This window comes from Nocardioides phosphati (genome assembly GCF_014646375.1).
Lineage (GTDB): Bacteria > Actinomycetota > Actinomycetes > Propionibacteriales > Nocardioidaceae > Nocardioides > Nocardioides phosphati.
In genome coordinates this window covers 1-22071 of the sequence record NZ_BMNI01000007.1, presented here as the reverse complement: position 1 = coordinate 22071, position 22071 = coordinate 1, and the positions used below count along the sequence as shown (strand labels likewise).

19 protein-coding genes are annotated in these 22071 nt (G+C 71.4%); 3 read left to right on the top strand and 16 right to left on the bottom strand.

Annotated elements, in window-relative coordinates; genetic code table 11:
* Nucleotides 1-81 precede the first annotated feature (81 nt).
* A complete protein-coding gene (locus IEX47_RS13195) occupies nucleotides 82-825 on the bottom strand; it encodes an SIMPL domain-containing protein (RefSeq protein ID WP_188784477.1) in 744 nt (247 codons plus the stop codon).
* A gap of 188 nt (nucleotides 826-1013) precedes the next feature.
* Between IEX47_RS13195 and IEX47_RS13190 the strand changes: the two genes are divergently transcribed.
* Nucleotides 1014-1391, top strand: a complete 378-nt coding sequence (locus IEX47_RS13190) for a hypothetical protein (protein WP_188784476.1) — start codon at nucleotides 1014-1016, stop codon at nucleotides 1389-1391.
* Nucleotides 1392-1408: 17 nt separating this feature from the next.
* On the opposite strand, the gene IEX47_RS13185 is transcribed toward IEX47_RS13190, so the two are convergent.
* The 15 genes from IEX47_RS13185 to IEX47_RS13115 all read right to left on the bottom strand — a co-directional run bounded on the left by IEX47_RS13185 (nucleotide 1409) and on the right by IEX47_RS13115 (nucleotide 19039).
* Complete coding sequence (locus tag IEX47_RS13185; protein WP_373289225.1) at nucleotides 1409-1852, bottom strand: type II 3-dehydroquinate dehydratase; 444 nt, start codon at nucleotides 1850-1852, stop codon at nucleotides 1409-1411.
* Between the two features lies 1 nt (nucleotide 1853).
* Nucleotides 1854-2969, bottom strand: coding sequence for a 3-dehydroquinate synthase (aroB, locus tag IEX47_RS13180; RefSeq protein WP_188784474.1), 1116 nt, complete (start codon nucleotides 2967-2969; stop codon nucleotides 1854-1856).
* The gene (locus IEX47_RS13175; RefSeq protein WP_229662863.1) at nucleotides 2966-3478 is read right to left on the bottom strand and encodes a shikimate kinase; all 513 of its coding nucleotides are present in this window, start codon (nucleotides 3476-3478) and stop codon (nucleotides 2966-2968) included. Before IEX47_RS13175 ends, aroB begins: the two co-directional genes overlap by 4 nt.
* Nucleotides 3475-4656, bottom strand: coding sequence for a chorismate synthase (aroC, locus tag IEX47_RS13170; protein ID WP_188784473.1), 1182 nt, complete (start codon nucleotides 4654-4656; stop codon nucleotides 3475-3477). Before aroC ends, IEX47_RS13175 begins: the two co-directional genes overlap by 4 nt.
* Before the next feature lie 73 nt (nucleotides 4657-4729).
* Nucleotides 4730-5425, bottom strand: a complete 696-nt coding sequence (locus IEX47_RS13165; protein ID WP_188784472.1) for a prepilin peptidase — start codon at nucleotides 5423-5425, stop codon at nucleotides 4730-4732.
* Nucleotides 5425-6228, bottom strand: coding sequence for a shikimate dehydrogenase (locus IEX47_RS13160; protein WP_188784471.1), 804 nt, complete (start codon nucleotides 6226-6228; stop codon nucleotides 5425-5427). The genes IEX47_RS13165 and IEX47_RS13160 overlap by 1 nt, the downstream gene beginning before the upstream one ends.
* Nucleotides 6228-7466 (bottom strand): endolytic transglycosylase MltG, encoded by a 1239-nt coding sequence (mltG, locus tag IEX47_RS13155; RefSeq protein WP_188784470.1) that lies wholly within the window; start codon nucleotides 7464-7466, stop codon nucleotides 6228-6230. Before mltG ends, IEX47_RS13160 begins: the two co-directional genes overlap by 1 nt.
* The gene (ruvX, locus tag IEX47_RS13150) at nucleotides 7463-7948 is read right to left on the bottom strand and encodes a Holliday junction resolvase RuvX (protein ID WP_188784469.1); all 486 of its coding nucleotides are present in this window, start codon (nucleotides 7946-7948) and stop codon (nucleotides 7463-7465) included. The genes mltG and ruvX overlap by 4 nt, the downstream gene beginning before the upstream one ends.
* A 6-nt stretch (nucleotides 7949-7954) precedes the next feature.
* Nucleotides 7955-10639, bottom strand: coding sequence for an alanine--tRNA ligase (alaS, locus tag IEX47_RS13145; protein WP_188784468.1), 2685 nt, complete (start codon nucleotides 10637-10639; stop codon nucleotides 7955-7957).
* On the bottom strand, nucleotides 10639-10926 hold the full coding sequence (locus IEX47_RS13140) for a DUF6167 family protein (RefSeq protein WP_188784467.1): 288 nt from the start codon (nucleotides 10924-10926) through the stop codon (nucleotides 10639-10641). The genes alaS and IEX47_RS13140 overlap by 1 nt, the downstream gene beginning before the upstream one ends.
* Nucleotides 10923-11474 carry a hypothetical protein gene (locus tag IEX47_RS13135; RefSeq protein WP_188784466.1) on the bottom strand — a complete coding sequence of 184 codons (552 nt, stop codon included), beginning with the start codon at nucleotides 11472-11474 and terminating at the stop codon, nucleotides 10923-10925. The genes IEX47_RS13140 and IEX47_RS13135 overlap by 4 nt, the downstream gene beginning before the upstream one ends.
* Nucleotides 11475-11573: 99 nt before the next feature.
* Entirely contained in the window at nucleotides 11574-12125 is a 552-nt protein-coding gene (locus IEX47_RS13130; protein ID WP_188784465.1) for an RNA polymerase sigma factor, read from the bottom strand.
* Nucleotides 12122-12967, bottom strand: coding sequence for a hypothetical protein (locus tag IEX47_RS13125; RefSeq protein ID WP_188784464.1), 846 nt, complete (start codon nucleotides 12965-12967; stop codon nucleotides 12122-12124). Before IEX47_RS13125 ends, IEX47_RS13130 begins: the two co-directional genes overlap by 4 nt.
* 57 nt (nucleotides 12968-13024) lie before the next feature.
* Nucleotides 13025-14422, bottom strand: a complete 1398-nt coding sequence (locus IEX47_RS13120; protein WP_373289224.1) for a replication-associated recombination protein A — start codon at nucleotides 14420-14422, stop codon at nucleotides 13025-13027.
* Nucleotides 14423-14449: 27 nt separating this feature from the next.
* Complete coding sequence (locus tag IEX47_RS13115) at nucleotides 14450-19039, bottom strand: Ig-like domain-containing protein (protein WP_188784463.1); 4590 nt, start codon at nucleotides 19037-19039, stop codon at nucleotides 14450-14452.
* A 203-nt stretch (nucleotides 19040-19242) separates the two neighbouring features.
* On the opposite strand from IEX47_RS13115, the gene istA reads away from it, so the two are divergent.
* Nucleotides 19243-21054: an IS21 family transposase gene (gene istA, locus IEX47_RS13110; RefSeq protein ID WP_229662862.1), complete on the top strand. Its 1812-nt coding sequence runs from the start codon at nucleotides 19243-19245 to the stop codon at nucleotides 21052-21054.
* Nucleotides 21055-21068: 14 nt separating this feature from the next.
* Nucleotides 21069-21854 carry an IS21-like element helper ATPase IstB gene (istB, locus tag IEX47_RS13105; RefSeq protein WP_373289229.1) on the top strand — a complete coding sequence of 262 codons (786 nt, stop codon included), beginning with the start codon at nucleotides 21069-21071 and terminating at the stop codon, nucleotides 21852-21854.
* Nucleotides 21855-22071 lie beyond the last annotated feature (217 nt).

Sequence of the window (22071 nt, the reverse complement as noted above, 5' to 3'; positions counted from 1 at the left end):
TGATCAGGGTGCGCGTCCGGCTGGCCGGCCGCAGCAGCCGCCAAGTCTAGACGTGGCGGCTGCCCGGGCACGAACCGGCGCTCACTCCAGCTCGAAGACGACCTCGACATCGACGCGGAGCTTCTGCTCACCCGGCTCGATCGGCACCGCGCCGCGGCTCTCCTTGAGGACGGCCGCACTGTCGGCCGCAGCCGACGGCACGTAGCCCGACGACGCCTCGCGCTCGCGGATCCGGACCACCTTGCCGAGGTCGCGACCGCCGGCGTCGGCGTACGCCTTCGCACGGCTGCGGGCGTCCTTGACCGCCTTGGCGCGGGCCTCGTCCATCGCCTTGGCCTTGTCGGAGAGGGTGAGCTGGGTGTTCCGGATCTGCACGTCGTCGCCACCGGCGGTCACCGCGTCGCCGAGGATCCGGCCGGCGGTGTCGAGGTCGCGGGCGTAGACGCGGATCGCGTGCTCGGCGTCGAACCCCCGCGGGTGCTCGCCGTCGCGGTCGTAGACGTAGTGCGGGTTGACCGAGAACCCGGTCGTGCGGATGTCCTTCCTCGCGACGCCCGCCTTCTCGAGGGCGTCGGTGACCTTCTTCTCGACCCTGTTGCCCTCGGCCAGCGCCTCCGCGTTGGTCGGGCGGGTGACCTTCACGGCGAGGTCGACGATCAGCAGATCGGGTACGACGGTGACCTTGCCGGAGCCGGACACGGTCACGGCCTGGTCGCCAGCCTTGTCATGGCGCTGGGCGCCGAGGGTGTACGCCGCGAGCGCGGCGAGCACGAGCAGCAGGACGAGGGCGGCGACGCCGACGACGAGGGCACGGGGACTGGTCATGGGGACTCCTCGATAGGTGAGATGTCCGTACGACGCGCGCCGGAGCCTCCCGGTTCCGGCGGGTGTGCTGGAGCGATGTACCCGAGCGGACACACTTCCCCCGGGCTGCGTCCTCCGCCCACGGCGACCCGGGCGCCGAGCGGAGAAATGTGTCCCGCGGTGCACGCCGGCGGGAGCACAATCGCCCCATGAGCGACCTGCCTCCCGACCGCCTCCTCTCCCCTGACGGGACGTCGGGCTGGTTCGCGTTCATGCCCGACGGCAGCCGCATCCCGGACTCGGACGACCCGTGGCAGCCGCCGCCCGACGGCACGGTCATCCGGCTGATGGGTGAGGACACCGTGCCGGTCCCGCTGTGGGACCAGGACGGACTCATGTTCGGCGAGCCCGAGGAGCTGGTCCGCGAGCTCGGCGTCAGCGTGGCGCTCGCGCGCGACCTGCAGGAGTGGGCCGACCGGTGGCACACCGAGTCACGCCAGCGGCAGCACGACGCAGACGCGCAGGCACTGCTCGGCCGTCTGCGCGCCGAGCTCGGCGAGCGCTGGGTCTTCGTCTACAAGCGCTGACGCGCGCTGGACGGCGGTCAGTCGGCAGGCAGCAGACCCGCGATCGCGCCGAGCGCCTGGCGGTAGCCGTCGATGCCCTGGCCCGCGATCACGGCCGCGGCGTACGGCGTGACGACGGAGGTGTGGCGGAACTCCTCCGGGCGCTGCTTCGGGTCGGAGATGTGGACCTCGACCAGCGGCCCCACGAGCTGGGCGCAGGCGTCGAAGATCGCCCACGAGTAGTGCGTCCAGGCGGCGGCGTTGAGCACGACCGGCGTCGCGTCGTCGGCAGCCTCGTTGAGCCAGTCGAGCATGACGCCCTCGTGGTTGGTCTGCCGGGTCTCGACGGCGAGGCCGAGCTCGGTGCCCCACTGCGCGCACAGCTCGGCGAGCTGGTCGTGCGTGGTGGTGCCGTAGATCTCCGGCTGGCGGCGGCCGAGGCGCCCGAGGTTCGGGCCGTTGAGGACGAGCACGCGCTGCATGTCAGGCATCCTGCCCGGTCGCGCCCGCCATCACGTCGTACGCCGCGCGGAGGTGCTCCTCGGACGGGCCGGTGAGGACGACCGGCTTCGCGAGGTCGTCCAGGACGACGAAGCGCAGGGTGTTGCCGCGCGACTTCTTGTCGACCCGCATCGCGGCGAGCAGGTCGTCGAACGAGGCCCGGTCGTAGGTCGTCGGCAGGCCCACCGCGGAGAACGTCGAGGCGTGGCGCGCGGCCAGCTCGGCGTCGATGTGGCCGGTCAGCCGGGCCAGCTCGGCGATGAACACGCACCCGATGGCGACCGCCTCGCCATGGCGCATCGTGTAGCCCTCGGCACGCTCGATCGCGTGGGCCATCGTGTGGCCGTAGTTGAGCGCCTCGCGCCCCGGGTGGCCGTCACGGCCGCCGGTCTCCTTGAGGTCGTCGACCACGACGTCGATCTTGACCTGGATCGCGCGCTGCACGAGCTCGGGCAGCACGTCACCCGCCGGGTCGGTGGCCGCAGCCGGGTCGGCCTCGACCAGCGCGAGGATCTCCGGGTCGGCGATGAAGCCACACTTGACAACCTCGCCGAAGCCCGCGACGAGCTCCGCGCGCGGGAGCGTCAGCAGCGTGTCGAGATCGACGAGGACGCCGGCCGGCTCGTGGAAGGCGCCCACGAGGTTCTTGCCCGCAGCGGTGTTGATGCCGGTCTTGCCGCCCACGGCGGCGTCGACCATGGCCAGCAGCGTGGTCGGCACGTGGACCACCTTCACACCGCGCAGCCACGACGCGGCGACGAATCCGCCGGCGTCGGTGGTCGCGCCGCCACCGAAGGTGACGACCGCGTCGGACCGGGTGAAGCCGGCCTCGCCGAGGGCCTCCCAGCACTGGAAGATGACGTCGGCGTCCTTGGTCTGCTCGCCGCTCGGCAGGCCGAGTGCCAGCACGTCGTAGTGCGGCCGGATCGCGTCGAGCACGGGCTGCGCGAGCTCTTCGAGCTCGGCGGCGTAGAGGAAGGCGACCCGCTGGACACCCTCGCCCAGCAGCCCCGGGAGCCGGTCGGCCAGGCCGCGGCCGATCACCACGTCGTACGGCGAGGCGCCGCCCACGTGCAGCACGGTCTCGGTCTGGCTCATGCGGTCTCCTCCACGCGGCGGATGACCTCCGCGGCGACGTCGTCGGGGGTACGGCCGTTGGTGTCGACGGTGATCGTCGCGACGGCGTCGTAGATCGGGGCGCGCTCCTCCAGGAGCTTCATCACGCGGGCGCGGACATTGCCGAGCAGCAGCGGGCGGCCGTGGCCGAGCCCGACCCGCTTGACTGCATCGGCCAGGCCGACCTCGAGGTAGACGACCGTGTGGCCCTCGAGCGCCTGCTGCGTGGCCTCCGCGAGGACGGCTCCCCCACCCAGCGCGAGGACACCGTCGTGGCCCTCGAGCGCAGCACGCACCGCCTCGACCTCGAGGGCACGGAAGTGCTCCTCGCCCTCGTCGACGAAGATCTCGCTGACCGGCTTGCCGGCGGTCGCCTCGATGTCCTGGTCGGTGTCGCGGACGGGCAGCCCCCAGTGGGCGCCGAGGCGGCGCGCGACCGTCGACTTGCCGGCCCCCATGGGACCGACCAGCACGACGCGGGGCTTGCTCACTTGAAGTTGATGGCGTCGAGGTACGCCTGCGCGTTGCGGCGGGTCTCCTGCACGGAGTCACCACCGAACTTCTCGACCACCGCGTCGGCGAGCACGAGCGCGACCATCGCCTCGGCCACGATGCCCGCGGCCGGGACGGCACAGACGTCGGAGCGCTGGTGGTGGGCGACGGCCTCCTCGCCGGTGGCGACGTCGATCGTCTTGAGCGCCCGCGGAATGGTCGCGATGGGCTTCATCGCGGCGCGGACCCGGAGGACCTCACCGGTGGACATGCCGCCCTCGGTGCCACCCGCGCGCCCCGACGTACGCCGGATGGTGCCGGTCTCGTCGCGGATGATCTCGTCGTGGGCCAGCGAGCCGGGAGTGGCGGCGAGCTCGAAGCCGTCGCCGATCTCGACGCCCTTGATCGCCTGGATGCCCATCATCGCGGCCGCGAGGCGGGCGTCGAGGCGACGGTCCCAGTGGACGTGGGAGCCGAGGCCCTGCGGCAGGCCGTAGACGACGACCTCGACCACGCCGCCGAGGGTGTCGCCGGCCTTGTGGGCCTCGTCGATGCGCGCGACCATCGCCGCGGAGGACGCTGCGTCGAGGCAGCGCACCGGGTCGGCGTCGAGCTTCTCGAGGTCGGCCAGCACCGGGAGGTCGGTGCCCGTGGTGCGCACGCCGCCGAGCTCGATGACGTGGCTGACGATCTCGACGTCGAGGACCTGCGCGAGGAAGTTGGAGGCAACGCGGCCGAGCGCCACACGCGCCGCGGTCTCGCGGGCGGAAGCGCGCTCGAGGATCGGGCGGGCCTCGTCGAAGTCGTACTTCTGCATGCCGACGAGGTCGGCGTGGCCCGGGCGCGGCCGGGTCAGCTTGGCGTTGCGACCGGTCTCCTTGAGGAGGCTCGGGTCGACCGGGTCGGCCGACATGACGGTCTCCCACTTGGGCCACTCGGAGTTGCCGACGCTGAGCGCGATCGGGCCACCCTGGGTCCTGCCGTGGCGGACGCCGCCGGTGATCGTCACGACGTCCTGCTCGAACGCCATGCGGGCACCGCGGCCGTAGCCGAGGCGGCGACGGGCCAGGGAGTCGGCGATGTCGGCCGAGGTCACCTCGACGTGTGCCGGGAGACCTTCGAGGATTGCAGTGAGCGACGGTCCGTGGGACTCGCCCGCAGTGAGCCAGCGAAGCATGGGGTCATCCTTTCATGCGTGCATGCATGCATCTGCGCGCTGCTCCCCCGGCGGACGTCGCTCCCGTCCATGCCTAGGCGACGACGGTCTGCCAGACGACGCCGACCACGACCCCGACGAGCATGAACGGCCCGAACGGCAACGACCGGTCGGTGGTCAGCCGCAGCAGCCGCATCGGCACCCACAGGATGACGCCGAGCAGGAAGCCTGCGTAGCCGCCGACGAGCAGGGCGCTCCAGCCGGCATGGCCGAGCACCAGGCCGATCACACCGGCGAGCCGCACGTCGCCGAAGCCCATGCCGGGGGTGAACCGCCAGAGCAGCCAGTAGAGCCCACGGAGGACCACCAGCCCGATGATCGCGTGCAGCAGACGGCGTGGCTCACCCTCGAGCAGCGCGGCCGCGACCAGCAGCACCCCCACCACGAGGTAGGACGGCCGGATCAGCGCCGTGGGCAGCAGCCGCAGGCGCCAGTCGACGTAGCCGAGCGCGACGCCGACCGGGCAGAGGTAGAGCAGGAAGAGCAGGGACCAGTCGGCCCCGAGCACGGCGCCGAAGGCAGCACCTGCGGCAGCGGCAGCGAGCGCCGCCTTCCAGGCCAGGCCCGGGGCGGCCGCGAGGTCGGCGTACGGGATCTTGGGGGTGGGTGGCTCCTCGCCCTCGGCCACGTCCGGGGCCGGCGGCTCGGGAAGCCGCGCGACCAGCGCGGGGACGAACCAGCCGGACACGCCGGCGACCACCGCGCACCAGGCCGCGACGACCGGATGCATCAGACCGTCCGGGCCGCGAGCTCGGCCTCGCCCGCTGCGCGCATCTCCGCGAGTGGCGCCTCGTGGCCGGTGAAGAGCGAGAACTGGATCGCCGCCTGGTGGACCAGCAGGTCGAGACCGCCGACGAGGACACCGTTGGTCGCGCGCGCGAGCGGCGTGGGCCACGGGTGGTAGAGCACCTCGAAGGTGACCTCGACGTCGTCACAGCGCGAGACCAGGTCGGGCGTCTGCGCGTCGGCCGGGATGGTCGAGACGAGGACCTCGCCCTCGGCGAAGTCGTCGGCGAGCGAGCCCACCGTGACCATCGGGGCCGACGGGTGCCGGTGGATGGCGGCCACGGTGTCGGCGGCACGGTCGGCGTCGCGGACCAGCAGCCGGATGTCCGTGGCGCCGAGGTCGCAGAGCGCGAGGGCGGCGGAGGCCGCCGTTGCGCCCCCACCGAGGATCGTCGCGCTCAGCACCCGGCCGTCGTAGCGCTCGCGGATCGCTGCGACCGCGCCGGGGATGTCGGTGTTGTCGCCGTGGATCGTGCCCTCGTCGAGCACCAGCGTGTTGGCCGCGCCGGCCAGCCGGGCCCGGTCCGTGACCGTGTCCACCAGCGCCATCGCCTCGCGCTTCAGCGGCATGGTCAGCGAGAGACCACGCCACTCCGGACCGCAGCCGGCGAGGAACTCCTCCAGGCCCCCGGACGCGACGCGCCGCGCCTTGTAGGTCCAGTCGAGGCCGAGTGCGGCGTACCCCGCCTTGTGCAGGATCGGGGAGAGCGAGTGGGCGATCGGGTCACCCAGGACGGCGCACTTCATCAGCACCGGTCCGACTGGGTCGCGCAGTAGTGCTTGTACTCCGCCTTGAACTTCTCGAACTGCGCCGCGGTCGACGCGAACTTCGTCAGGCCCGTGCGCAGGTTGACCGTCACGTAGTAGTACCAGTTGCCCTTCGCGGGGTGGGCGGCCGCGGCGAGAGCGTCGTCGCCGGGCGCCTCGATCGGCCCCGGGGGCAGGCCCGTGTTGCGGTAGGTGTTGTACGGACTGTCGACCTCGAGGTCCTTGGTGGAGGTGTGCGCGACGCCGATGCGCCCGAGTGCGTAGTTGACCGTGGCGTCGATCTGCAGCTTGCCCACCGTCCCGGCGGTGCCCGGGTGCTCGATGCGGTTGTAGATGACGCGCGCGATCTTCGCCATGTCGTCACCCCGGCCCTCGGCCTCGACGAGCGAGGCGACCGTCATGAGCTGCGCCGGCGTGTAGCCGAGCCGCTTCGCCGAGGCCTCCAGGTCGACGTCGGCAGCCGCCTGCCGCCAGCGGTCGACCATCTGCTTCAGCATGTCGGCCGGCTTGGCGTGCGGGCTGAAGGCGTACGTCGCCGGGAAGAGGTAGCCCTCCGGGTTGCCGTGCGCGTACGCCGGCAGGCCGAGCGGCCTGGGGTTGGCCAGCACCTTCTGGAACCGGGCGCGGGAGAAGTCGGTGTGCTTGGCGAGCAGGCCGACGATGTCGACGACACGCAGCCCCTCGGGCACGGTCACCTTCTCGGTGCGGATGTTCCTCGGGTCGGTCAGCACCCCGAACGCCTCGGCGGCGCTCATCTTCTTCTTCACCTCGTAGAAGCCGACCTGGATGCGCGAGGAGGCGTCGGCGTGCGAGCGCGCGTAGTTGATGTAAGCCTCGGCGGACTGCACGACTCCGGCGTCGCGGAGCTTCACGCCGAGCTGGTCGGCCGTGTCGCCCGACGCGACCTCGACGAGGACCGGCGTCGTGCCGGGGCCGGCGTAGTCGGCGGGCTCGGCGAACTGCTCGCGCGCCCAGTCGACGCCCTTCGTCAGACCGACATACGCGACGCCGCCCATGAGCGCGACGAGGATGAGCAGCAGCAGGCAGCCGCTGCCGGCCCGCCGCCGGCCCTGCCGGTGGTCACCGGCGTGGTCGTGGGCCATGCCGAGTGCTCCCGCGAGGTCACCGTGGTGCCCCGCGGGCGACTTGTGCTCGCCCGCGTGGTGGCCCTCGTGCGGCGCGCCCTCAGGGACCTGGTCGGGGTGCTGCTCGGTCACTCGCTGTCTCCCTCGGTGCCCACGTTGTCGGTGATGCTCACGATCTCGCCGGGGGCACTCCCCCGGGCCCGCTCCGTCTCGAGCGCGTTCTGCAGGATCACGACGGCCGCGACCTGGTCGACGACCGCGCGGCGCTTCTGGCCCTTGCGTCCCTGCGAGCGCAGCTGGGCCTCGGCGGTGACCGTGCTCAGTCGTTCATCACACAGCCTGACCGGCACGGGCGCAACGTGGCGCGCCAGCGCCCCGGCGAATGCCCGCACCTTGACCGCCGCCGGTCCCTCGGAGCCGTTGAGGGAGCGCGGCAGTCCGACGATCACCTCGACGGCGTTCTCCTCCTCGAGGATCGCCGCGATCCGGGCGATGTCGCCGTCACCGCGAGGCACGGTCTCGACGGGAGTCGCGATGATCCCCATCGGGTCGCACCGCGCCACGCCGATCCGGGCATCGCCCGGATCCACACCCAGTCGTACGCCGATGCGCATCGGGCCTCAGGCCTGGACGGTCTGCTGGACGGAGGCCACGACAGCCGCGAGTGCAGCATCGACCTGGCCGGTCTCGGTGCCGCCACCCTGCGCCATGTCGGCCTTGCCGCCCCCCTTGCCGCCGATCAGCGGGCTCACGGCACGCAGCAGGTCGTTGGCGGAGAGACCCTTGTCCCGCGCGGTCTCGTTGGTCGCGGCGACCACGGAGACCTTGCCGTCGGCGACACCGAGGACGACGACCACGACGGCCTCGCTCGGGGCGAAGCGCGCGCGGACGTCGGTGACGAGCGTGCGGACGTCGCCGCCGCTGGCGCCGTCGACGCGCTTGGCGACGACCTTGACGCCGTTGACCGTCTCGGCCGCCGCGGCGATGTCGCCCGCGGCCGCGAGGAGCTGGCCCACGCGGACCTTCTCGATCTCCTTCTCGGCGGAGCGCAGGCGCTCGACGATGTCGGAGACGCGGCCGACGAGGTCGTCGGGCTGGGCCTTCAGGAGATCGGTGAGCTGGCCCACGACGTCGCGCTCACGGGCGAGGTACTTGAAGCCCTCGATGCCGGTGAACGCCTCGATGCGGCGGTTGCCCGAGCCGACCGACGCCTCACCGGTCACGACGAGCGTGCCGATCTGCGAGGAGTGGTCGACGTGCGTGCCACCGCAGAGCTCGCGGCTCCAGGGGCCGCCGATCTCGACGACGCGGACCTTGGTGTCGTCATAGGTCTCGCCGAAGAGCGCGATCGCGCCCCAGTCCTTGGCCTCCGGGAGCGTCATGTAGTCCCACGAGACCGGGAGGTCGGCGCGCAGCGCGGCGTTGGAGACCTCCTCGACGTCCTTGAGCTGGGTCGGGGTGAGCGACTGCGTCCAGCCGAAGTCGAGGCGCAGGTAGCCCGGGCGGTTGTAGGAGCCCGACTGCAGGGCGGTGGGGCCGAGCACCTCGCGGAGCGCGGCGTGGATGACGTGGGTGCCGGAGTGCGCCTGTCGGGCACCCGTGCGCCACTCCTTGTCGACCTGGGCGTGCAGCGTGGCCGCGGACGACGAGCCCGCGGCGTACTCGCCGTCGACGACGCGGACCTGGTGCACGACGAGGCCCTTCACCGGGCGCTGCACGTCGAGCACCTCGAACCGGCCGCCGTCGAACTCGATGATGCCGGCGTCGGCGGCCTGGCCACCCGACTCGGCGTAGAACGGCGTGCGGTCGAGGACCAGCTCGCCGACCTCGCCGGAGCGCAGGACGTCGACGTCCTTGCCCTCGCGCAGCAGGGCCAGCGGGCGGGACTCCGTCTCCAGCGTCGTGTAGGCGAGCCACTCCGTCGGGCCGTTGCTGTCGAGGATGCCGCGGTAGACCGTGAGGTCGGCGTGGCCGCCCTTCTTGGCACGGGCATCGGCCTTCGCGCGCTCGCGCTGCTCGGCCATCAGGCTGCGGAAGCCCTGCTCGTCGACGGAGAGGCCGGCCTCGGCCGCCATCTCGAGGGTCAGGTCGATCGGGAAGCCGTAGGTGTCGTGGAGCTGGAAGGCCTTGTCGCCCCCGAACGTCGTCGCGCCGGTCTTCTTCACGTCAGCCGCGGCCAGGTCGAAGATCTGCGTGCCCGAGGTGAGCGTCTTGCGGAAGGCGTCCTCCTCCGCGTTGGCGACGTTGAGGATCCGGTCGTAGTTGTCGAAGAGCTCGGTGTACGTCTGGCCCATCCGGTCACGGCTGACCGGGAGCAGCTCGCGCAGCGCCGGGTCCTCGTAGCCGAGCAGGCGCATGTTGCGGATGACCCGACGGGCCAGGCGGCGCAGGACGTAGCCACGGCCCTCGTTGCCCGGCGTCACGCCGTCGTTGATCAGCATCAGGCTCGAGCGGATGTGGTCAGCCACGACGCGGAAGCGGACGTCGTCCTCGGGGTTCGCGCCGTACTTCTTGCCGGTGAGCTCCATCGCCTTCTCGATCACCGGGAAGACGACGTCGGTCTCGTACATGTTGTTCTTGCCCTGGAGCAGGTACGCGACGCGCTCGAGGCCCATGCCGGTGTCGATGTTCTTCTTCGGCAGCTGGCCGGCGATGTCGAAGTCGCTCTTGCTGCGGACGGCGGAGAGCTCGTCCTGCATGAAGACGAGATTCCAGAACTCGAGGTAGCGGTCGCCGGCGTCCCAGTCGCGGTCGGCGCCGAAGGCCGGACCGCGGTCGATGAGGATCTCCGAGCACGGGCCACCCGGTCCGGGCACGCCCATCGACCAGTAGTTCTCCTTGGCCGGGAGACGCACGATGCGGTCGTCGGGAAGACCGGTGATGCGCTTCCAGAGCGACACCGCCTCCTCGTCGCCGTCGAGGACCGACGGGTAGAGGACGGACTCGTCGAGGCCGAAGCCGCCGTCGGCCTGGGACTTCGTCACGAGATCCCAGGCGAGCTCGATCGCGCCTTCCTTGAAGTAGTCGCCGAAGGAGAAGTTGCCGCACATCTCGAAGAAGGTGCCGTGACGCGTCGTCTTGCCGACCTCCTCGATGTCGGGCGTGCGGATGCACTTCTGCACGCTCGTCGCCCGGGTGTACGGCGGGGTCTCCTGGCCGAGGAAGTACGGCTTGAACGGCACCATGCCCGCGTTGACGAAGAGGAGGTTCGGGTCGTCGAGCAGGAGCGACGCCGACGGGACGACGGTGTGTCCGGCCGCCGCGAAGTGGGCGGTGAACCGTCGGCGGATCTCGGCGGTCTCCATCAGTCTGTGCCTCTTTCGATCTGTGCGTGCTGGGGCCCGGTGAGGGCGGGTGTCGGGGGTGCGAGTGGTGCGAGGCCGAGTCTCTCGCGGAGCTGGTGCTCCTTGTCGGTGCGGGCCTGGGCAGCCTCGTCGCGGAGCATCCGGGCGCCGAGTGCGAGGGCGCGGCCGCGGTCACGCAGGCCGTCGGGGGTCAGCGCCTCCTGCGCGCGGCGTGCCTTGACCATGCCGTAGACGCCGACGCCGACGCCGGCGACGAACATCGCCGCCCGGCCCGGCACGGGGTTCATCCGCCGACCCTCTGGTCGACGCGCTGGTCAACGCGCTGGGCGGCTGTCCGGTCCACGCGCTGGGCGGCTCGCTCGCGGGCGCGGATCTCGTCGCGGACCCGGCGGTACTCGTCCTTGCGGGCCCTGCGCGAGCGCTTGACCTCACGCTTCATCTCGAAGCGGATCCGGTTGCGGACCTCTGGCGCCAGCGCACGGCGTACGCCGTGGCCGAGGGCGGCGGCCTTGACCACGGACTCGCGCAGCACGATGTCGGCGAAGAGCCGTCCGTCGATGCGCTGCGTGGGTGCGTCGTCCCTGGTGGCCGAGCCGGTCGGAGCCACGTCGTCGGGATCGTCGCCGAGGCTGGTGATCACGAACTCCTCGGGCTCCCGGGGCGCCTGCGCGGCTCGGGCCAGCGCCTCCACCTTCGCGCGCAGCTCGGCGGCCTCGGCGCGGGTCCGGGCGAGCTCCGCCTCGGTGCGCTCACGCTCGCGGCGCACGAGGACGACGCCGGCGACGCAGACGGCCGCGAGCACCACCAGGACGAGGGCGAGCAGGGCGAGGATCACAGTGCCCGACCTTATCGCGGTGGTGGTGCCCGTCGTACGCCGGTTCAGGCGAGAAGCCGCCTGCGGCCCGCGCACTGCCCGAACCAACACGTTGACCCGTCAACCATCCGCGATCTCCGCGAGGCGGGCCGTGTGTGACACGTCTACGTGTTGGTTCGTGCGCCGGCCGAGGAGCGCCTGCAGCTCCGGGTCCGCGGCCAGCGCCCGGCGGGCACGGTGGAGACGAACCCGGGCCGTGCCCGCGCGTACGCCGAGTGCGACGGCCACCTCGGCCGGCGTGAGGCGCTCCCACTCGGTGAGCTCGATGATCTCGCGCTCCGCCGGTGACAGCCGGGCGAGGGCGGCAGCCACGACCGGAGCGTTGCGGCTGACGGGGTCGGCCACGTCTGGTGACAGCGTGGCCAGGTCCTCTGCCGCCGCTGCGGCACGCGCCGAGCGGCGTATGTCCGCGATCAGCAGCTTGCGCGCCACCCCGAAGAGCCACGCTCGTCGCAACGGCTCGGGTGGCAGGTCTCCACGGCGGCGCCAGGCGATCGTGAAGACCTCGGCGACCAGGTCCTCCGCATCGACGCCAGTGCGGCGCCGGAAGTAGCCGAAGAGCTCCCCCGCGGTCGCGCGGTAGAGCTCCTCGAACTCAGCAGCGGTGGTCACGGGCGCCATCCGTGGCTCTCGGCGTACATCGGATCGGCCATCGGCAGGTCGGGCACCTGGTGGGCCCAGCACCCGTGTCCGCTGGCGAGGAGCGCCCTGGCCATCTCGTCCGGATCGGCGCCGGCGGCCGCTCGCTCCACCCGCGCCAGGTAGAAGAACTGGCTGACGTCCTCGTAGTGCTCCGTGTGGACCGAACCGTCCGCGCCCCTGACCTGCTGGGTCTGCGGACGGCTGTACGGGTGCGGATCGATGTCGGTGACAGCCGGCCAGGTGTCGGCGGCGTCGATCATCCCGACCGCTTCGCTGCGGGCGCTGTCATCGCCGTGGCGCGTCGCGGCCGCCCACTCGTTGGCCCAGAAGCAGACCGCGTCACTCGCCATCCAGGCGCGCAGCGCGCCGGTGGACACTGCGGACGTCCTCGGTGCCGGGTGGTCACGGGTGAGGTCTGCGGTCCAGAAGTCGACCGTCCGCTGCCGCGCAGCCTCCGAGGGGAACGGGATGCCGTCGGTCTCCTCGCTGACCGCCGCCGCGAAGTCAGCACCAGCAGGGTCGAGCTTCTCGCCCGGGCCACCGAGGAGCAGGTCCTCGGCGTCGCTCGGTCCGCGGCCCGTGTGCGCCGAGAAGATGTCCGCGGCGGCGAAACCAGACACGCCCACGACAGCCGCGACCACTCCGGCGCCCACAGCCATCCGGAGGCGACGCCGGCGACGAGGCCGCGCGTCTCCGATGTCGTCGGCGATGCGGTTCCAGACGCGGTCGATGTCGGCGTCACCCGCGGGCTCCACGACGGGTGCGGCTGCGCCGACCAGGCGCGCGTGCTCCTCGGTCCAGGGCGTCTTCATGGGTCCTCCAGCGGTTCGGGTCCAGCCTTCACCAGGAAGATGTCGACGCGTTACCGATCAGCCCTTCTGGCCGCGGATGATCCGCCGGACCCGCTCCCAGCGCTGCTTGATGGCGGCCTCGGCACCGAGCTCCGTGGGCCGGTAGTACGCCGCCTCGGCCACGACGTCGGGGAGGTACTGCTGCTCGGCTATCCCGAACGGCTCGTCGTGCGCGTAGACGTAGGGCTTCGCCGCGCCACCCGCGTGCCCGAGCTTCTTCGCCCCGGCGTAGTGGCCGTCGCGCAGGTGCGGCGGCACCGAGCCGACCTTGCCCGCCCGGACGTCGGCCTGCGCCTCGTTGATCCCGACGTACGCCGCGTTGGACTTGGGCGCGACCGCCAGCGCGACGGTGGCGTGGGCGAGGTTGATGCGTGCCTCCGGCATGCCGATCAGCTGCACGGCCTGGGCGGCGGCGACTGCGATCGGCAGGGCGTTGGGGTCCGCCAGACCGATGTCCTCGCTCGCGGAGATGACCAGGCGGCGGGCGATGAAGCGGGGGTCCTCCCCTGCCTCGATCATCCGCGCCAGGTAGTGCAGCGCCGCGTCGGCGTCGGACCCGCGGATCGACTTGATGAAGGCCGAGATGACGTCGTAGTGCTGGTCGCCCTGCCGGTCGTAGCGGACCGCGGCGACGTCGACAGCGGTCTCCGCGACGGCGAGAGTGATCACCGGCTTCGCGGTCTTGTCGCCGGTCGATCGCGCCCCCGCCGCAGCGGCCTCGAGGTAGGTCAGCGAACGCCGCGCGTCTCCCCCGGCGAGCCGCACGATGTGCGCGGCGGCGTCCTCGTCGAGGTCGACCTCGCCGGCCAGCCCGCGCTCGTCGACGAGCGCCTGGTCGATCACGCGGCGTACGTCGTCGTCGGTCAGCGACTCGAGCCGGAGCAGCAGCGACCGCGACAGCAGCGGCGAGATGACGGAGAAGAAGGGGTTCTCGGTGGTGGCGGCGACGAGGGTGACCCAGCGGTTCTCGACCCCTGGCAGCAGGGCGTCCTGCTGCGCCTTGGAGAAGCGGTGCACCTCGTCGACGAAGAGCACGGTCTCGCGCCCCGTGGCGACCAGCTCACGGCGCGCGCCGTCGATCGCCGCGCGGACCTCCTTGACGCCGGCCGAGACCGCGGAGACCTCGACGAAGCGTCGGTTGGTCTGGCCCGAGACGATCGCCGCGATCGTCGTCTTGCCCGTGCCCGGCGGACCCCACAGCAGCAGCGAGAGCGACTGGTCGCCCTCCACCAGCTGGCGCAGCGGCGCGCCGGGAGCCCTCAGCTGCTCCTGGCCCACCAGCTCGTCGAGCGTCCGCGGCCGCATCCTTACGGCGAGGGGCGCCGAGGCGTGGGTGTTGACGCCGAGGGACCCGGCCCCCGGCACGTCCGCCCCGGACGCCGGGGACCCGCCGTACGCGAAGAGGCTGTCGTCCACGCAGTGCACCCTACGGCCACCGCCAACTCAGCGCGCCTTGATCGTGTAGCTGCCGGAGGCTCCGTTGCGGCAGGACACCCGGACCGTGTAGCCCGCCGGCAGTGTTCCGGCTTCGTGCGTGTTGTTGCCGAGGACGAAGTCCTCACCAACGTAGGGCCCTGTGCACGTACTTGGGCTCGCGAAGTTGTGGCCCGTGACGTACGTCGTATACGCCGGCCCGAGAGCATCACAGGCAGTCGCACTACCGCACGTTCCGGTAGAACTCTGACTGAACGTCAGGTAGGGGGTACTTCCGCCACCACCGCCTCCACCGCTCGTAGGAGGCGGCGGGCACAGCGACGGCGTGTTCGAGCACGTCGGCTTGGCGCCGGTGCGGGCGTTGTTGGAGGTCTTCTTGCCGGTGCGACCGTGACCACTGGCGTCGGTGACGGTGAGGGTGTAGGTCACGGTGGTGCTGTAGCCGAGCGTCTCGCCGCCGGAGCGCTTGAAGCTGCGGTTGCCGCTCTTGCCCTGCGCGATGATGCCGTTGACGGAGCTGCGGACCACCCACTTCACGGGCGCTCCGTTGGGGTTGACGGAGATCGACCAGTTGGTCGTGCGGTCGCCGACGGCGGGTCGGTCGGGAGTGGCGTTGATCGAGATCGCCCCGATCGGACCGTAGGTCACCACGCTGCGTGCGTCGGAGACGCACATGTTGGTCGGCGTCGCCCCGTTGCAGGCCTTCAGCGTGACCTTCGTGCTCACGCCGTTGGTGAAGCCGGTCAGCGTCCTCGTGACGCCCGTCCTGCCACCGGTCGGGAACGACCACTGCCCACACCGCGGCGAGCAGGTCACCGTGTTGGACCCGCCGTGGGACGCGCCCACGTCGAAGACGATCCTCGCCTCGCCGTTGCGCCCGGTCGGCACCAGGCTGCGGATCCGGATCGGCGCCGGAGGTGCGGACGCCTGGATCGAGCGAGCCCCGCCGTACGCCGAGATGTGGAGCGCCCTGCCTGCTTCCGTGGTCTCGCGCGGGGAGTCGGCCTCGGCGTTCTTCGCGCGCACGGAGTAGCGGTACGTCGTGCCGTCGTTGGTGACCTCGTCGGCGCAGCGGGTCGCGGTTGTCCAGTCACAGACCACCCGCGTGCCCGAGCCGCCGGTGCGCTGCACCTGGTACTTCACGGGGTCCGGCCCGTTGGCGCCCACCGGAGCCCACGAGATGCCGATCGCCTTCGAGGCGTTGCCCGGCCGGTTGCTCGGGGCCAGGGTCGGCGTACCCGGTACGGGCGGCCGGCCGGCTCCGGTGCCGGTGACGCTGGTCGACGGACCGTCGTTGAGCTTGAGGCCCTTCTTGTTGAGGGCGGCGATCCGCACGCTGATCACGTCGCCGTTGGGCGCGGAGACCACCGTCTGCCGGGTGGTCGCCGACACGTCCCTGACGCCGCCCGGCCACGACACGCGGTACCTCTGGACGTCGCTGCAGTCGCACTTCGCCGGCGGCGACCACCTCACGGTGACCGCGCGGTCACGCTGCAGGACCACCTGCGGGTTCAACGGGGGCCCGGTGAGGGCGTCAGGCGTTGCCTTCGCCTGGTTGCTCCACTCCGACCAGCCGTCGTTCTGCTGGGTGGCGTTGTGGGCCCGGACCTTGAAGGAGTACACGTCGCCGTTGCGGAGGCCCGTCACCCGGCACGGCGATCCGGAGCAGGCGAAGGTGCCGTGCGTCGCGCCGGAGTACTGCACCTGGTACGCGTCGATCCGCTTGCCGTTGTTGTCGGGAGTGCGCCAGGTGAGCGCGACCGTGTTGGCGAGCATCTCCTGCCCGGCCGCCAGGCCGGTCGGCGCACTGGGCCGCGCGACCACCGCGAGGGTCACGTCGCCGGCGGCACGAGGACGCTGGCTGGTCGTGCTCCCGCCGACGTCGCTGACCTCGATCCGGTAGCGCATCACGCCGTGCGTGTCCGGCTTCGGCGTGAAGGTGAGCTTGGACCCCGACGTCCTGCTCACGGCAGTCGCCCCGGCTGCCCCGGTGACCTCCATGACCCTTGCCTGACGGGTGTCCGTCGGGAGGGGCGAGGTCAGGTAGCCGTCGACGTCGACCGTCACGGGCTTGCCTGCCTCGGTGTCCAGCCTGATCGGTGCCAGCCGCGGGGCCGGCAGCGCGACGACCCGGACCAGCAGCTCCCCGGTCGCGTCATAGCCGCGGGCTCCGAGGGCGACGACACCGGTCTGTCCGCGGCGCGCGCCGGCGCCGGCGCGGATCTGCACGCCGTCGTCGGTGCTGTCCAGCGAGAGGTCCGTCGGCTGGGAGCTCCAGTGCGACGTGAAGCGCAGGTGGCGGGCCTGCGCAGGGTCGGCCGTCCACACGTGGCAGATCGAGGCGACGTCGACGCGCTTGCTCACCCCGCCCTCGGGCACCTCGATCGGGACCGTCGGGCAGTTGATGACCGGCTTGACGTCACCCACCTGCACGGGCACCGAGATGTACGCCGTGTGCGCCTCGGGGTCCGTCAACCGGGCCCGGTCGGAGACCTCGAACACCACGGATCCCGGGCCTTCGGACTTCGTTGCGGAGACCGTCAGCGTGTCCTTGTCGGCGCCCCGCACCTGGAGCCGGTCGGTCGGCGACGCCGAGATCGCGTCGGTGGTCGTCAGGACGACGTCGTCGCCCTCGGGGTCCACCACCAGGTCGGACAGGTCCACGTCCTTGGTCTGGCCCGGCTTCAGCGTGATCGACGCACCCGGCTTGAGGTACGGCGCGCCCGTCGGGCGGGCGGGCACGTAGATGGCCGCTGCGGCTGCAGCGCCGTCGCCGTCGACCACCCGGTAGGCGAGCACCTGCGCGACGTCCTTGACGGGGATCACGGCCTTGCCGCCCTCGATCCGGGTGCCGGCCTTGCCACCGGCTCCGGCTCCACCGGAGAGGGCGTCGAGCTTGAGGTCCGACTCCGCACCGTCGACGTCGAAGACAGCCGCGAGCACGTCGACGGTCACGGAGTCAGCGCCGGGCTTCGGCGTGGCATAGAGGTCGCGGGTCACGGGCGGGTTGTTGTAGCCCTCGCGCCCCTTGATCGAGACCACCGCGCGCGACTCCGCCAGCCCGTTGCTGATCGTGTACGTGACGTTGCGGGTCGCCCGGTCAGCGGGCGCGTGCACGCTCACCGGCCCCTGGTTCGACTGCAGCCTCACTCCGGCGCCCGCGTCGGTCAGGGGCTGGATCTCCACCCGCGTTCCCGGCGTACGGAGGTCGTTGCCCAGAGCGTCGACGTCGACCGTGCGTGAGGGGTCGGCGAACCACACGTCGTTGACCGCGAGCGGAGCCTGCGGCTCCCCTGCCTCGACGACGCCGACGCGCACCGTGCCGCTCGCACGCTCGCCGAAGCGGTCGCTCACCTCGTAGGTGAACTCGTCGGTGCCGTCGGCATCGGGGTAGGCCTGATAGGTCAGCGAGTTGGCACCGAACGCCAGGATCCGGCCCAGCTGGGGCGCCGTGGCCACCCCGGTGATCGCGACCGAGTCGCCATCAGGGTCGGAGCCGGTGGGCGGCAGCTTCAGGGTCACCACATCGCCCTGGACGACACGCGCCTCGAGCGCGCGCGGCGTCGGCTCGAGGTCGGGGTTCGTCGCGGACGGGGGCGGCGTGACGTGCACCTTCAGGGTGCCGATCGAGGTCTCGGCGGACGGGTCGCCGGTGTTCTCCACGACGTACTGCACGTCGGCGTCGAACGCGCCGGTGACCTTCTCGGGCGCCACGTAGCGCACCTGCCGGCCCGCGACGTACGCCGTGCCCACGTCGCCCTTGACGGCGCTGAGGACGCGGAGCTCGCCCATGGGCTCGACCGACGGGTCCATCAGCAGCCCGACCGGGTCACCCGAGGGCGTCGCGTCGTTGTCGAGGACCGGTGCCGTGGCGGTGTCGCCTGCGCGCACCGTGATCCGGTCCGTCTGCGCCACGGGTGCGTTGGCGGCCCCGGTGAGGGCGCCCCGCTGCGTGACGTTGATCGAGCCCTCGGCGGTGGCAGAGCCGTTGCTGATCGTGTAGGTCACCGACTGGCTGGCCGGCGCCATCGCCGCGTCGACTGCCGACACGCGCACCCACCGCCCGTCGATGACCGCCACCTGGAGCTGACTGTCGGGCTGCGACGGCCTGGCGTTCTGCACGACGAGGACCTGGCCACGCGGGTCGATGTCGTTGGCGAGCACGTCCACCGTGATGGGCGAGATCCCGTGCACGGTGGCGGTGTCGGGTGCGGCGATCGGCGCGTCGCCGTGGGGCGAGGCCGGCGCGATGTCGACACGGATCCGGCCCTCCGCCCGCTCGGCCGCTCCGAACCCCGCGCGGTACGACAGGTAGTAGCTGCCGGGCGCCGCGCCCGTGACCGTCACCCGGCCGGACTCGCGGTCGGTGTCGACCTGCAGGCCGCCGACCGGTGCGACGCGACCGGCGAGCTCCAGGTGGGCGCCCGCGTCGGAGCCGTCTGCCCCGGGGATGTCGTTGTCGAGCGGCTTGACCACGATCGGAGCGTCCACCTCGCCGGCAGCGACGTCCGGCTCGGCGCGCGGAGCGACGGTCTGCGTGCCGGCCGGCACGACCTGGACGTGGGCCTGGCCCTGAGCCTCCGGGCCGCCGGTGGTCACGGTGTACGGAAGCGTGACGAGCCCGCCCCGGCTCCCCGCCGGCGCCTCGACCCGGTGGCTCTGACACTCTGAGTTGGCCCCGGCATGACGGCTTGATTTGGCCCCACTTGCGACACGCCGGGGATGGTTGTGACGGTCTGATTTGGCCCCACCTCGGTTGACGGTGATCCCGACAGGTTCGCTGATCGGGAAGGGGCTGTTGGGTGGTGAATCGGGTGGAGGTTTTCGCGGCGATCCGTCGTGATGCGCGGGTGGAGGGGATGTCGATCCGTGCGCTGGCGGAGAAGCATGGTGTGCACCGTCGGACGGTCCGTCAGGCGCTGGAGGGCGCCGAGCCGCCACCTAGGAAGACCCCGGTCCGGATGTCGCCGCGGTTGGCGCCGTTCAAGTCGGCGATCGACGAGATGCTCACCTGTGACCTGGACGCTCCACGGAAGCAGCGGCACACCGCTCGTCGGGTCCACGTGCGCCTGATTGAGGAGCACGCCGCCACGAACCTGTCGTATTCAACAGTCAGGGACTACGTGAGGGTTCGCCGCGCGCAGATCGACCTCGCGGCCGGTCGTCGTAATGAGGTGATGGTTCCCCAAGAGCACGCGCCTGCCGCTGAGGCGGAGGTCGACTTTGGCGAGGTGTACGTGATCCTCGCGGGGGTGAAGACGAAGTGCCGGATGTTCACCTTCCGGCTCTCCTACTCCGGCAAGGCGATCCACCGGGTCTATGCCACCGAAGGCCAGGAAGCGTTCCTGGAAGGGCACATCGACGCCTTCAACGAGATCGGCGGCATCCCGACAAGGCACATCAGGTACGACAACCTCACCAGTGCGGTGTCGAAGGTCGTCGTCGCCCGCGGGCACGACCCGGCTCGTGATCGGGTGGAGAACTCCCGCTGGCTGCTGTTCCGCTCGCATTACGGGTTCGATGCGTTCTACTGCCAGCCCGGCATCGCCGGGGCGCATGAGAAGGGTGGCGTCGAAGGCGAGGTCGGCCGGTTCCGCCGCACCCATCTGGTGCCGATGCCGGTCGTCGACTCCCTCGATGAGCTCAACGAGAAGATCCGGGAGTGGGACCTGGCCGATGAGCGGCGTCGGATCAACGACCGCATCCGCACCGTCGCCGATGACTTCGCCCAGGAGCGGCAGCTGCTGGCGCCGGTCCCGGTCGAGGGGTTCGAGCCCGGACTGATCCTCACCCCACGCGTCGACCGGTCCTCGCTGATCACGGTGCGCATGGCCAGGTACTCGGTACCGGCGCGGTTCATCCACCGCCGTGTCCGGGTGTCGCTGCGCGCCAGTGAGGTCGTCGTGTTTGACCCCGACAAGAGCGGCCGCACACAGATCGCCCGCCACCCACGGGTCGTCACCAAGGGCGGCCAGTGCGTCGACCTCGACCACTACCTCGAGGTCCTCAAAGGCAAGCCCGGCGCGCTACCCGGATCCACGGCACTCGCGCAGGCCCGCGCGAGCGGGGTGTTCACCGCGGCGCATGAGGCGTTCTGGGCCAATGCGCGCCGCCGACTCGGCGATGCTGATGGCACCCGGGAGTTGATCGACGTGCTCCTGCTGCACCGCCACCTGCCCGCAGCTGCGGTCGAGGCCGGACTCACCGCAGCCATCAGCGTCGGGGCAACGTCGGCCGATGTCGTCGCCCTGGAAGCACGACTCCACCTTGCGAAGACCGACGCCATCGCGGTGGTCGAGCACGCTGGCGCCGTGGGTGGGGCCGGTTCTGGCCGTCACCTCGTCGCACAACGTCACCTCGACGAGCAACAAGATGTCGCTCGTGACGTCGTTGCGGAAGCGCGGCGGCGGAAGGTGGTGAGCCTGACCGAGCGGCTGCTGCTGGACCCGGCCGCGGTCATCGCCGGCCTTCCACCGGACACCCGCCCGCTGCCGAGCGTAGAGAAGTACGACCAGCTGCTGCGCCTGCGGACCGGCACCGACAACCACCCAGCCCCACCGACCGAACAAGCCCGCCCCGCCCGTCCTGCTTTGAGTGTTGAGGAGACCCCGTGAGCACCACTACGTCCATCACCACCACCCTGCGCCGTCGGCGCGGGCTGACTGAGGAAGCCGCGGCTGCGGCGGTTGACCAGGCCTGCCGCAGGTTGCGGCTCCCGACGCTGCGAGCCCTCGTCGGTGACGCCGTGGCGGCGGCGAACAAGGACCAGTTGACCTACACCGGGTTCCTCGCCGAACTCCTGCTCGCTGAGTGCGATGACCGTGATCGTCGCTCGACGATCCGTCGGGTGAACGGTGCGGGGTTCCCGCGGCCGAAGTTCCTGGCCGACTTCGAGTTCGAGGCGAACCCGAACATCAACCCCGCGACCATCCACCAGCTGGCGACCGCCGAATGGGTCAGGAAGGGCCAGCCCTTGTGTCTGATCGGTGACTCCGGCACCGGGAAGTCACATCTGTTGATCGCCCTGGGCACCGCCGCGGCGGAGAATGGGTACCGGGTCAAGTACACCCTGGCCTCCCGGCTGGTGAACGAGCTCGTCGAAGCCGCCGACGAGAAGCAGCTGGCCCGGACCATCGCCCGCTATGGCCGCGTGGACCTGCTGTGCATCGACGAACTCGGCTACATGGAGCTCGACAAGCGCGGTGCCGAACTCCTCTTCCAGGTCCTGACCGAGCGGGAGGAGAAGAACTCCGTCGCGATCGCCTCGAACGAGTCGTTCGCGGGGTGGACCAGAACCTTCACCGACCCCCGACTCTGTGCCGCGATCGTGGACCGGCTCACCTTTGGCGGCAACATCATCGAGACCGGGACCGACTCCTACCGACTCGCCGCAGCAGCCCAACGGATCGGCTGATCCGCGCGGGCCGTGGGGAGTAGTTCATGAGGACTATCTTCGGCTGGCCTGGTTGAGCCCCAGGGCGACTTGGGAATCGAAGTGCCCGTCGAGTGACCGGCGGTGATCCGACAGGCTGCGGGGGCTCGAATTCCCCGAGTGGAGTCCAGCAGAGTGGTGTACGACGTCCTGAGTGAGCGCGTGCCTCCAACGTAGGCGCGGCCACCGGGTGAATCCT

Bases quoted from the DNA above. Each gene is read 5' to 3' on its own strand.
- IEX47_RS13195 (WP_188784477.1), bottom strand. From the start codon at position 825: ATGACCAGTCCCCGTGCCCTCGTCGTCGGCGTCGCCGCCCTCGTCCTG.
- IEX47_RS13190 (WP_188784476.1), top strand. From the start codon at position 1,014: ATGAGCGACCTGCCTCCCGACCGCCTCCTCTCCCCTGACGGGACGTCG.
- IEX47_RS13185 (WP_373289225.1), bottom strand. From the start codon at position 1,852: ATGCAGCGCGTGCTCGTCCTCAACGGCCCGAACCTCGGGCGCCTCGGC.
- aroB (WP_188784474.1), bottom strand. From the start codon at position 2,969: ATGAGCCAGACCGAGACCGTGCTGCACGTGGGCGGCGCCTCGCCGTAC.
- aroC (WP_188784473.1), bottom strand. From the start codon at position 4,656: ATGCTTCGCTGGCTCACTGCGGGCGAGTCCCACGGACCGTCGCTCACT.
- IEX47_RS13165 (WP_188784472.1), bottom strand. From the start codon at position 5,425: ATGCATCCGGTCGTCGCGGCCTGGTGCGCGGTGGTCGCCGGCGTGTCC.
- IEX47_RS13160 (WP_188784471.1), bottom strand. From the start codon at position 6,228: ATGAAGTGCGCCGTCCTGGGTGACCCGATCGCCCACTCGCTCTCCCCG.
- ruvX (WP_188784469.1), bottom strand. From the start codon at position 7,948: ATGCGCATCGGCGTACGACTGGGTGTGGATCCGGGCGATGCCCGGATC.
- alaS (WP_188784468.1), bottom strand. From the start codon at position 10,639: ATGGAGACCGCCGAGATCCGCCGACGGTTCACCGCCCACTTCGCGGCG.
- IEX47_RS13140 (WP_188784467.1), bottom strand. From the start codon at position 10,926: ATGAACCCCGTGCCGGGCCGGGCGGCGATGTTCGTCGCCGGCGTCGGC.
- IEX47_RS13125 (WP_188784464.1), bottom strand. From the start codon at position 12,967: ATGAAGACGCCCTGGACCGAGGAGCACGCGCGCCTGGTCGGCGCAGCC.